We start from the raw sequence: 10,704 nt of genomic DNA, 5'->3' as shown, positions 1-10,704 counted from the left end.
AAGATGAAAAGATATAAAAGTATAATTATAACGCTGCTCACATTTGTGATTTTTGTGAGTTGTACAAACGATTATCAGGAAATCAATCAAGATCCTAACGTAGCGGTGCCACCTAGTGAATACCTGCTTACTTATGCAATGAAAGAGATGGGAACTTACAAAGGTGCTGAGTGGTACCATGAAAACCATCAAACGATGACCTGGGCACAATATCTTGTACAGGGGGAATCAAATGCCGGTGGTGTTGATAACCTCTTAGATGGCTCTAGGTATGGAACATTTTACGGATCCATTATAAACCATCTTTCTGAATTTAGAAGACAAGTGAGCATGATGCCTGAGGAAGAGCAGAAAATCCGTAAAAAAATGGTGGCAGTTTCTGATATTTTGCAAGCTTATTTTGCGCTTAAGATTACCGACCAATATGGAAGAATTCCTTATACAGAGGCAAGTTTAGGAAGAGCTGAAGGTTTGACGAATCCTGATTATGATACTCAGGAGCAAATTTTAAATACACTATTGTCCGAACTGGATAACGCAATAAGTGTATTAAGTGAAAATCTTGAAGTAGAATTTGATTTCGCTGGCTTAGATTTCTATTATGGAGCGGATTGGGATAAATGGATAAAATGCGCCAATGCAGTCAAATTGAGAATTGCCACTCGATTCGAAAGTCAGGATGAAAGTAGAACCAGATCTATAATTGCTTCAGTTGTGACTGGTGAAGGAAGCTTTACTAGCGAAAGCGATCAGTTTATTTATGACATTTCTCAAATTGAGGAATGGAGAGGCACTGGAGGAGCTGACTTTGAATGGAAAGGCACCATGTGGGCGCCTAAACCCACCATTGAATTCATGAAAGAAACCCTTGATCCAAGGTTAAGAATCTTCTATCAGGTGAATGGCTACCATGAGGAGACATTGGATATCTATGAAGCTACAAATACTCCAATACCTCCTGCAGTAGATACTGAAAACGACACCAAAGTACTTTATACCACGAGCGAAGGGGAACAGATTTTAGGCTATAGGTATATTGGAGTTCCCCCGTACAGGCAGGATCCAACTATAGGTCAAATGGATTACAATTACGCTGATAACTCCCTTGTAGCGGGAATAAATGCCAATATGATTTCCAAATACCACCAAAGATTGCTTCAGAATGTGGATGCAAATTATGGAGGTCCCCGGTTAGATGGCAAATATGTTGACGTATTTATTTCTTATGCTGAGGTTTGTTTTATGATGTCTGAATTTATACTAAAAGGCTACACAACTGGCAATGCGGAGGAATGGTATGAAAATGGCATTAAGGCTTCTATTGGTACGTATAATATGTTAGGAGAAGTGCAAAATCTCGCTCTGATCGTGGGAAATAAAACATACAATTACCTACCTGTTAGTAATTCAGAGACCGATGGCTATTTGAACGAGTCAAAGGTGGAATTTAATGGAACCAATGACCTAGAAAAAGTATATATACAAGCATTTTTGAATTTCTACAGGTTACCAGAGGAAGGCTGGGCACTATCGAAAAGGACAGGGTATCCCAAATTCGGTTCCTCAATTCTTGCCAGAACTCCTGTAGACAATAATGAACTTAAATTCCCCAGAAGGATCCCAACACCGGAACCAGGAGATTTAAATAGAGAAAATTGGTTAAGGGCAAATTCAGAACAGGGATTTATAAATCCTCAAGACATATCTCCAGCTGCGCTCAATGAACAAAGGATTTGGTGGGATAAAAACAATCCTACTATAGGAAGTGGCGGAAACTAAAGACTTAAAAAAATACACCGTAAGATTAAAGGTAGAAGGAAAATCCTTCTACCTTTTTTACTTTACTACCTTTAGAATTATTATACTTGTTACGTTTTTGTTAATTGGGATATTTACAAATTGAAGATCCTCTATTGAAGAAAGAACCTGATGCCATTATTAATTTGAAAAGTTTAGTATATACGATAATTTTCAGCCATTTATAAAAAAAAATTGATCAATTTATCAAACCTAGGTTTCTTATGAATTATGGTTCCTTATCTCAATTTTACACCAACCCCTAGTGAAAGCCTTTAATCAACTCATACAAGCTTATTTTGGAGAACTTTCCCATGAAGAATTGGAAATAGTTCAATCCTATTTTTACGAAGAAAAACTTAAAAGAAATGACTTTTACACCCTTTCGGGTAAAGTCTGTGACCGTTTAAGCATTATTAAATCAGGGGTTTTTAGAATTTATACCTTGGCTGATGGAAAAGAAATCACCCAATGGATATCTCATGAAAACCAACTTATAACAGAAGTTATGGGTTTCTTTTATCATCAACCAAACCGATGGAACATCCAAGCATTGTCAGATGTAAGTTTGTTGACCATCAACAAAGCAAACTATCTGAAGTTATGTGAATCCTTACCTAAATGGAATACGGTAGAAAAACGTTTCATTGTCAAGTGCTTTGCCATGCTTGAAGACAGGGTTTTCTCGCATATTTCCATGACTGCTGAAGAGCGTTATGACTTGTATTACATTCAGAACCAAGAATTATTTAACCAAGTCCCCTTGCAATACATTGCTTCAGTGTTGGGCATGTCTGCTGAAACCTTAAGTAGGATACGAAAACGCAAAAGTGAAAATTCTTGATTTAAGTCAAGTGGCACTAACTTAGAATTATTGAAATTTGTAGTGGTTTAAATCACTCATTAAAACAATACTAAGGAAATGAAAACGCTTTTAAAACTTGAAGAAATAGGCCAGTTTTTACTTGCCATACTCTTATTCAATCAATTGGATCATGCTTGGTGGATTTTCCCGGCATTACTATTATTGCCTGATTTATCCATGCTTGGTTATGTGGCCAATCCAAAAATTGGTGCTTGGCTGTATAATTTTTTTCACCATAAATTAACAGGCATTGTATTTTTCGCTTTAGGAATAAGTTTTGATACTTCCCTCCTAACCTTGGCAGGTATCATTTTATTTGCCCACTCAGCCATGGATAGAATTTTTGGCTATGGGCTAAAGTTTACTGACAGTTTTAAACATACACATTTGGAGGAGATAGCAAAGTAAAAGGTAGTCGACAAATATTTTTAATAAGAAAAAATTGAACTTCAGGTAAAATTGACCTGAATTCTTCCCTGCTAAATCAACATAAAAGCCTGCCAGCAAGTACATTTCGATTTTTTTACCTATTTTTATTAATAGCAATTTGATGTAGCAAAAACCAAACTTGCCTAGCACATCAAAATAAAACCAACTACTATATCTAAGCCTTAATTGCATTCTCTTTCCTCTATTTAATAGGTTCAAGAGAATTGCAGGACTTATTGGCAAATAATTACCAATGGCCAAATGAGCTGCGGGAAATCAGCTTCTTTATTTGGAAAAAAAATTAACATTTAAAATCATGAATATTAGTTTAGATATTGCCGCATTGGCAAGTGCCATACTTTACCCTTTGGTTTTATTAATTGTCTTTATCCTTTTTCGTAAAGAAATTCCTGCATTAATCAAAAGCCTCTCAGGCCGCTTGACCGGACTATCATTTGCAGGAATTTCTTTAGAGTTAGCAAAAGCAGAGGCATTCTCTCCTAATTGGGTGGCTCAGGGAGCATTAGACTTGAGACAAAAAGCAGAGGCTGCAAATGTAAATGACAGTACGGCCGGTAATTTTAGTACCATTCTTGAGACTACCGGTGAGGTAGACTATGTCATCATTAACCTAGGAAGGGGAAAAGAATGGTTGTCTTCTCGATTGTACATTATGTCCATTATTTTTGAAAACAGGAAAGGAATAAAAGGGATTGTATTTTTAGAATCGACAAAAGATACTAGAAAAAAATTCATTGGCTGGGCGGAACCGCAAAAAGTAAGGTGGGCATTAGCCAATCAATTCCCATGGTTTGAAAAGGCTTATTCGGACGCTTATTCAATAATATTAGATCAGGGTGCCAAAATTGTTAATCATAAAGGAAGGTTAGGATTTAGCTACGATCCCAATAGCTCAAGATCCAGCATAACTTTATTAGAAAATTTTCTTAAAAAAATTCAGTCCCCTCCTGAAAACCCTCCTATCCCTGAAGAAGAAATAGAATGGGTAGATTTACCTTCAGATCCCATGAACCCAAACTATACAAAAGAACACACAAGTTGGCTGAATGCCGAAAGCTTAGAAACCTCACTTGACGAAATATTGGTAACGGAAAACATCAACCCCACCAATCAGACCTCCAAAAATATTGAAAAACAAGTAAAAATGGCGCTGATTTCAGCTCATAAATTTATTGCAGTAGTGAATGAGGAGAAGCAATTCTCCTACTTGGTGAAACGAGAAAAACTATTGGAACAACTACTACCAGGTTAAAACTATAGAAATCAAAAAAGGAAAAAATTTTTATTTTAATTAATCAGGTAACACATTAACCTTAAAGCAAATTTTCTATGTGTTAGCCTTTCCGCATTTTGTGTTATTGATTTCAGGAATATTAGATGAAATTTGATGGTAAATAAATTGATGATGCAAGAAAAAATATTCCACATAAAATCAATTGGTGAGCTACATGAAATTTTTGGCTTTCCTAAGCCTTCTCACCCGCTAATCAGCATCATTGATGTAAGCCAATGGGAAATAAGGGATGAATGGATTGGTAAAAAATGTGTCACAGACTTATACTCTATAGCTTTAAAAGATGCCAGTTGTGCTATGGATTACGGTCGAAATTCCTTTGATTTCAATGAAGGAGTTTTAATTTTTACCGCACCCAACCAAGTTACATCCACTCAAAAAACGCAGCAACTAAATGAAATTCATGGATGGATGATCTTTTTTCATCCGGATCTCATTCGAAATACAGACTTGGGTAAGCGCATGGATAATTATGCCTTTTTCTCCTATGAAGTGTATGAGGCCCTTCACTTATCTGATGGGGAACAAAACACCCTTAACGAATGTGTGAACCTGATACAAAATGAAATAGCAGAGCGAATTGATAATCACAGCCAAAGGGTAATTGTAAGTACTTTGGAGTTATTGTTGAACTACAGTTTGAGGTATTATGAAAGACAATTCAATACCAGGTCAGCCCACAATATAGATGTGGTAAGTCAATTTGAGGCATTGTTAAAAGCTTATTATAAAAAAGGGTTATTTATAGAAAAGGGAACGCCATCGGCTGATTATTTTGCTGAATCCATTCACCTTTCGACACATTACCTTAGCGATTTGTTAAAAAAAGAAACAGGCCTTGGCACCAAAGAGCATATCAATCTTTTTATTGTAGAAAAGGCCAAAATGCTACTTTTAAGTGATTCAGATACTATTAGTGGTATTGCCTATAAACTAGGTTTCAATTACCCTCACTATTTCAGTCGGATGTTTAAATCTAAAACAGGAATGACGCCCTATGATTACAGAAACAAGACCTTGTTAAACTAATTCACTATGAAAATTATTCTTACAGGTTCTTCAGGAATGGTGGGCCACGCAGTATTAATAGAATGTCTTGATGATCCATTAGTTAAAGAAGTCTTACTCATCAACCGTAGCCCAATAAAGCTAAAACATCCCAAAATAAAAGAATTGCTGGTAGCAGACTTTGATCTAATCCCAACCCATGCCAAAGAATTCACTGGATATGATGCCTGCTTTCACTGCATGGGTGTATCCGCAGTTGGGCTTAGAGAAAAGACCTATGAAAAAATGACTTTCGGCTACAGTAAAATTCTATTTGATACACTATTCGAAAGCACCCCAGCAATGACAGTAATCTATGTTTCTGGAGTAGGTACGGATAGCTCTGAAAAGGGGAATTCCATGTGGGCCCGAATTAAAGGAAAAACGGAAAATTACCTCCTGAATCTAGGCTTTAAGAATGCATATGCTTTTAGGCCTGGAATTATTTTACCAGAGAAAGGAGTAAAATCAAAAACGGGTTGGTACAATACATTGTATGTGTTACTACGTCCTGTTTTTCCGTTATTTAAAATAATGAAAAGCACAATTGGAAGTAGCGATTTAGGAAAAGCCATGCTATTAATCAACAAAAATCCTAAAGGAAAAAAAATATTAGAACCTTACCAAATTAAGCAATTATCAAATAAATAAACCTATCAAGGGCTTTAGTAGTTAAATCCAAAAGACCCGATAGAAATCCTTATAGCGTATTCGATTTATGAATGATATAAATTAGGTAAAATCTTTAAAGAGTGTTATTCCTTCGGAATTTGATTTTAATTCCGCCAAATCTTTTATGGCACATTTGAATATCAGAATTATAACAGATCAATTATGACAACAATAGATAAATCTAAACCAGTATTGGTTACAGGAGCCAATGGATATGTGGCCAGTTGGTTGGTGAAAAAACTTTTGGACGAAGGAATGACCGTTCACGCTGCTGTTCGCAACCCAAAGGACGATAAGAAATTAAGCCACTTGAAAGCTGCTGCAGCCAATTCAAAAGGAACAATCAAATTTTTTGCAGGTGATTTATTAAAGCCTGGATCCTACAAAGAAGCCATGGAAGGTTGTGCCTTGGTTTACCATACCGCTTCTCCGTTTACAATGGATGTAAAAGATCCGCAATCGGAATTAATAGATCCTGCAGTAAATGGTACTGCAAATGTTTTGAATACAGCAAATGATGTAAGCTCAGTATTGCGCGTAGTAGTGACGAGCAGTTGTGCAGCCATTTATACCGATGCAGTTGACACCGTAAATGCACCTGGAGGCAAGATTACTGAACAGATTTGGAATACCACCGCCTCCATAGACTACCAACCTTACTCCTATTCAAAAACATTAGCAGAAAAAAAGGCTTGGGAAATTGAAAAGTCCCAAAGTCAATGGGATTTAGTGACCATCAATATGTCCTTGGTTTTAGGACCTGCATTAAATGCCTCTTACAACACCTCAGAAAGTATAAATATTCTTAAGATGATAGGTGGCGGAGAACTCAAAATGGGTGCTCCTAAAATGGGAATTGGCGTAGTTGATGTCCGTGATGTAGCTGAAGCACATTTTATAGCAGGTTTTACGCCTGAAGCGAAAGGGCGATACATTACATCCGCACATGACACAGACCTTCTTGAAATGAGTGCTGTTCTTCTGCCGAAGTACGGGGACAAGTATCCTCTGCCCAAACGAGCAATGCCTAAGTGGTTATTAATGCTGATTGGGCCAATGGCCAATAAACTGTTTACACGAAAGTATATTAAGAACAATGTAAATATACCTTTTCAGTCAGATAATTCTAAAATTAAAAGGGAATTGGGTATCAAATTCATACCATTGAAAAAAACGATGGAAGACTCTTTTCAAGTCATGATAGATGAAGGCATTTTCAAAGCCAAGTAGTCTGGCTTTTTCTACAAATTAATAAGAAACAAAAAGGAGGCTAAATGGCCTCCTTTTTGTTTCGGAAAAATGGATAATATAATAGTCTGTTTCTCTTAAATCATTCGATGGGTCAGAAATGCTTGTCCGCAAAATCAAGGTATTGCTTCCAATCATAGCGTAACAATCCATGGCCTCCCGAACGAATGTGATAACCTATAGTTCCCATTACAGGTTGGTTTAAAGGGGGTAGCACTTCTGCTGGTACGCCTTCTTTTCCCAATAGTTCATAGGCTGGAGAAGCCGCAACACATGATAAAAACTCACCTCTTGGGTCTGCCCACTGATCTTCTACCCCACTGGCCACATACAAGGGTCTAGGTGCCATCAATGCTAGCAGCTGATGCTGATCTACAGGTAATTCATTTTCTTTCTCATCATAAACCGTAAAACTATCAGAAAACCAATAAGGAATCACATTGATCATCCGACCGATGGTTTCTCCATAGGCCCTGCGAGATAAGGCTGCTCCCCCACAACCTGAATTATTTGAGATTACCATACCAAATCGTTCATCGGTTGCCCCTGCCCATAAAGCTGCTTTGCCTAACCTGCTATGACCCAATACGGCCACCTTCTTGAAATCAACCCAATCTTCCTCTTCAAGATAATCCATTACTCGAGAAAGGCCCCAAGCCCAAGCTGCAATACTCGCCCATGAATTGGATTCTCTTTTTTCACTTGGATACAAAGCATGAACACCATCCTTAAATCCATCTGCATAGTCCGGGTCTATTTGACCATAATAAAGGGTTACCAAACCATAACCTCTGGACAAAATATCCTCATAGGGCCAATTGTCAATTCTTAGACCACGCCCCTTTTCAGAAGGCTTATTATTTGCACTTCCCATAATTTCATTGTTTCTAACCCAAGTATCAGGAACAGCCACTTGATCGTCAGAAGAAATGGTATGATTGCCGTAAAAATTAAGTCCCAAAAAAGCAGGTACCTTCTTTTCAGAATTGGGATAGAACACTAAAAGATCTAAATAAAGGGATTTTCCTTCCCTTTCAAGGGTAAGCCTAACTACTTGACGAGTGGCCTTTCCATGCAAATAATCCTTATTTTCCAATAGGATTTCTCTGGTGATTTTGCCATCCCATTCTGGTGATTTACCATATATTTCATTTTCAAATATTTTAACTAATTCTGTCCTCCTTTTCGCCCATTGCCTTTTGTTGGTAACTGCTTTTCCGCTTTCCAAGGTTAAAAGACTGGGTAATTGATACTCAGGAACCCTATCTTCTTCATAATTTGGTTCAAATTTCTGACCATAAACAGGAATAAGAATGCCTAACAGGCACAATAAGGCAAGCAACTTTTTCATTTTATGATTTTTATAGTAAATAGATTGGGTAAACGTTTCTTCATTGTTAAAGCATCAATTTATTGAGCTCGAAAAGGGAAATCAACTAAACTTCAAATAGTGTAACCACTTAAAAAAGTTTAAGGGCTACTATTATACTGGTAAAGTTATGGTTAGTTTTCAATTCTTAAAGGAACAGTCCTATCGGATTGCCGATATTTTTGAAGTAGCGTTTCCATTTCCTTCACCATCTCCTGGTTTTCCAGGTATAAATTTACTCTTTGCTCTGGGTCTTCTTCCAAATCAAAAAGGAGTCCTGCTGTCTCAAAATGGGAATACCCTTTCAGTGCCTTGAAGGATTCAGGCAAAGACCTGTGACCACCCGTAGAATCATCAATGTACAACCATTTACCTTTTCTTATCCCCCACTTTGTTGCATAGGTATTGTGAACAGTTGCCTCTCTCAATGGTGCTGGATAGGGTTCAGATTTAAAAACTGGTAAAAGATTGTAACTGTCAGGGGCAGCATTATCAGGAAGATCCGCGTTAGTAATTTCAGCTAATGTAGCCATTAAATCAATTTGAGAAATCGTTTCCTGAGAAACTGACCCGGCTTTTATTTTGCCTGGCCACTTGACAATAAAGGGTACATGATGACCTCCCTCCCAAACATCACGTTTCAAGCCGCGAAAGTTCCCCATGCTAAAATGCCCATACTTTTCAGCTCTCTCCCAAGCATAGCCTTCAGGTCCATTATCAGCACTAAATATCACTATGGTGTTTTCTTCTAACCCCATGTCCTTGATGGCTTGGATTACCTGTCCTGCCACCCAATCTGTTTGCACCATGAAGTCTCCATAGCCCCCAGCCTGTGATTTCCCATCAAACGCATCATTTGGAATAATGGGCGCATGTGGCGAAGGCAAAGCCATATAAAGGAAAAATGGTTTTTTAGGATCTCTGGTTTTTATGTATTCTACCGCTTTATCAGTAAGGCTGGGTAAAACCTCATAGGGATTCCAACCTTCTACCATTGGGCCAGGTCGAAATTCCCAATCCCCTTCCTTGGTAGAGTAACCAATGTTTTGAATATCCATAGAGGCATTTGGTACAATGGGCAGGCGATCATTTTCCACCCATGCATATGGTGGGAAATTGATAGTGCCGTCACCATAGTAATAATCGAAGCCTCTATCAAGAGGTCCACCAGAAATTGGTTGGCTCCAATCAATGTCTTTCGGTAAATAAACTTTTCGCATTTGCCCCCATTGCATAACTTCTCCAGAGGGTTCATTATTGAACCTCCAGTCCCAACCCAAGTGCCATTTTCCTATACAGGCTGTTTCATAACCTTTAGTCTTTAATACCTGAGGAAGCGTGATGTCGGAAGCATTAAAAAAAGGTTTACCGAAGGCTCCTACAATCCCGTGCTGCCGTCGCCAATGGTAACTTCCTGTTAACAATGCATACCTGCTTGGAGAGCATATGCCCGAAGAACTGTGGGCATCGGTAAATCGCATTCCTTCTGAGGCAAGTTGATCCAGGTAAGGTGTGGGAATTTTAGATGCTGGGTTTTGGATAGCAAGGTCTCCGTAACCCATATCGTCCGCATAGATGATTACAATATTTGGTGTTGTTTCATCCTTTGATTGGCTACAAGAAGAAACAAGCATGAATAGGCTGGAAAAGAGGACAATGCTAGTTGTTTTTATTATTACTATGTTCATCTAAAAGAATTTGTTATAATTTAAGTTATAAATGAATGGTTTCTCTATATAAGTTGTGATAAGTGGCTTAAACTTTATTATTAGCAAGAAGTCATAAATTAGGTGCTAAAAAATCAGTAATTAATTTATGAAATTATTTCGAAGAAATAAATTGGCTTTTAAATGCTTATATTAATTCATTATTTCAATCGGCAGAAAATGAAAGGTAACCTTTTAAAACCAAACCTCTTTTATATGATTTATAGCATTCAAATTTAAGCAGTATCTAATTTTG

General features: G+C 37.5%; 9 protein-coding genes. 7 read left to right on the top strand and 2 right to left on the bottom strand.

The window, feature by feature from the left end; genetic code table 11:
- The first annotated feature begins 3 nt into the window (after positions 1 to 3).
- From AAC073_RS14615 to AAC073_RS14585, 7 genes are all read left to right on the top strand, one after another.
- Positions 4 to 1,779: a SusD/RagB family nutrient-binding outer membrane lipoprotein gene (locus AAC073_RS14615; RefSeq protein ID WP_339924524.1), complete on the top strand. Its 1,776-nt coding sequence runs from the start codon at positions 4 to 6 to the stop codon at positions 1,777 to 1,779.
- Positions 1,780 to 2,062: 283 nt separating this feature from the next.
- Positions 2,063 to 2,641, top strand: coding sequence for a Crp/Fnr family transcriptional regulator (locus tag AAC073_RS14610; protein WP_339924523.1), 579 nt, complete (start codon positions 2,063 to 2,065; stop codon positions 2,639 to 2,641).
- A gap of 78 nt (positions 2,642 to 2,719) precedes the next feature.
- Positions 2,720 to 3,070, top strand: a complete 351-nt coding sequence (locus AAC073_RS14605; RefSeq protein ID WP_339924522.1) for a DUF4260 domain-containing protein — start codon at positions 2,720 to 2,722, stop codon at positions 3,068 to 3,070.
- 337 nt (positions 3,071 to 3,407) lie between these two features.
- On the top strand, positions 3,408 to 4,364 hold the full coding sequence (locus AAC073_RS14600; RefSeq protein WP_339924521.1) for a hypothetical protein: 957 nt from the start codon (positions 3,408 to 3,410) through the stop codon (positions 4,362 to 4,364).
- A 135-nt stretch (positions 4,365 to 4,499) separates the two neighbouring features.
- On the top strand, positions 4,500 to 5,435 hold the full coding sequence (locus AAC073_RS14595; protein WP_339924520.1) for a helix-turn-helix domain-containing protein: 936 nt from the start codon (positions 4,500 to 4,502) through the stop codon (positions 5,433 to 5,435).
- A 6-nt stretch (positions 5,436 to 5,441) separates the two neighbouring features.
- Positions 5,442 to 6,104, top strand: a complete 663-nt coding sequence (locus tag AAC073_RS14590; protein WP_339924519.1) for an epimerase — start codon at positions 5,442 to 5,444, stop codon at positions 6,102 to 6,104.
- Between the two features lie 183 nt (positions 6,105 to 6,287).
- On the top strand, positions 6,288 to 7,355 hold the full coding sequence (locus tag AAC073_RS14585) for an NAD-dependent epimerase/dehydratase family protein (protein WP_339924518.1): 1,068 nt from the start codon (positions 6,288 to 6,290) through the stop codon (positions 7,353 to 7,355).
- 112 nt (positions 7,356 to 7,467) lie between these two features.
- Here the strand turns inward: AAC073_RS14585 and AAC073_RS14580 are convergent, their stop codons facing one another.
- Complete coding sequence (locus AAC073_RS14580) at positions 7,468 to 8,724, bottom strand: acetylxylan esterase (protein ID WP_339924517.1); 1,257 nt, start codon at positions 8,722 to 8,724, stop codon at positions 7,468 to 7,470.
- 152 nt (positions 8,725 to 8,876) lie between these two features.
- The gene (locus AAC073_RS14575; RefSeq protein WP_339924516.1) at positions 8,877 to 10,430 is read right to left on the bottom strand and encodes an arylsulfatase; all 1,554 of its coding nucleotides are present in this window, start codon (positions 10,428 to 10,430) and stop codon (positions 8,877 to 8,879) included.
- Positions 10,431 to 10,704: the final 274 nt, after the last annotated feature.

The sequence above is a fragment of the uncultured Cyclobacterium sp. genome (assembly GCF_963977555.1).
GTDB lineage: Bacteria > Bacteroidota > Bacteroidia > Cytophagales > Cyclobacteriaceae > Cyclobacterium.
This window is presented reverse-complemented; position numbering and strand designations above follow the sequence as displayed.

Excerpts from the sequence above, each read along its gene's own strand:
- AAC073_RS14615 (WP_339924524.1), top strand. The coding sequence starts at position 4 with ATGAAAAGATATAAAAGTATAATTATAACGCTGCTCACATTTGTGATT.
- AAC073_RS14605 (WP_339924522.1), top strand. The coding sequence starts at position 2,720 with ATGAAAACGCTTTTAAAACTTGAAGAAATAGGCCAGTTTTTACTTGCC.
- AAC073_RS14600 (WP_339924521.1), top strand. The coding sequence starts at position 3,408 with ATGAATATTAGTTTAGATATTGCCGCATTGGCAAGTGCCATACTTTAC.
- AAC073_RS14595 (WP_339924520.1), top strand. The coding sequence starts at position 4,500 with ATGGTAAATAAATTGATGATGCAAGAAAAAATATTCCACATAAAATCA.
- AAC073_RS14590 (WP_339924519.1), top strand. The coding sequence starts at position 5,442 with ATGAAAATTATTCTTACAGGTTCTTCAGGAATGGTGGGCCACGCAGTA.
- AAC073_RS14585 (WP_339924518.1), top strand. The coding sequence starts at position 6,288 with ATGACAACAATAGATAAATCTAAACCAGTATTGGTTACAGGAGCCAAT.
- AAC073_RS14580 (WP_339924517.1), bottom strand. The coding sequence starts at position 8,724 with ATGAAAAAGTTGCTTGCCTTATTGTGCCTGTTAGGCATTCTTATTCCT.
- AAC073_RS14575 (WP_339924516.1), bottom strand. The coding sequence starts at position 10,430 with ATGAACATAGTAATAATAAAAACAACTAGCATTGTCCTCTTTTCCAGC.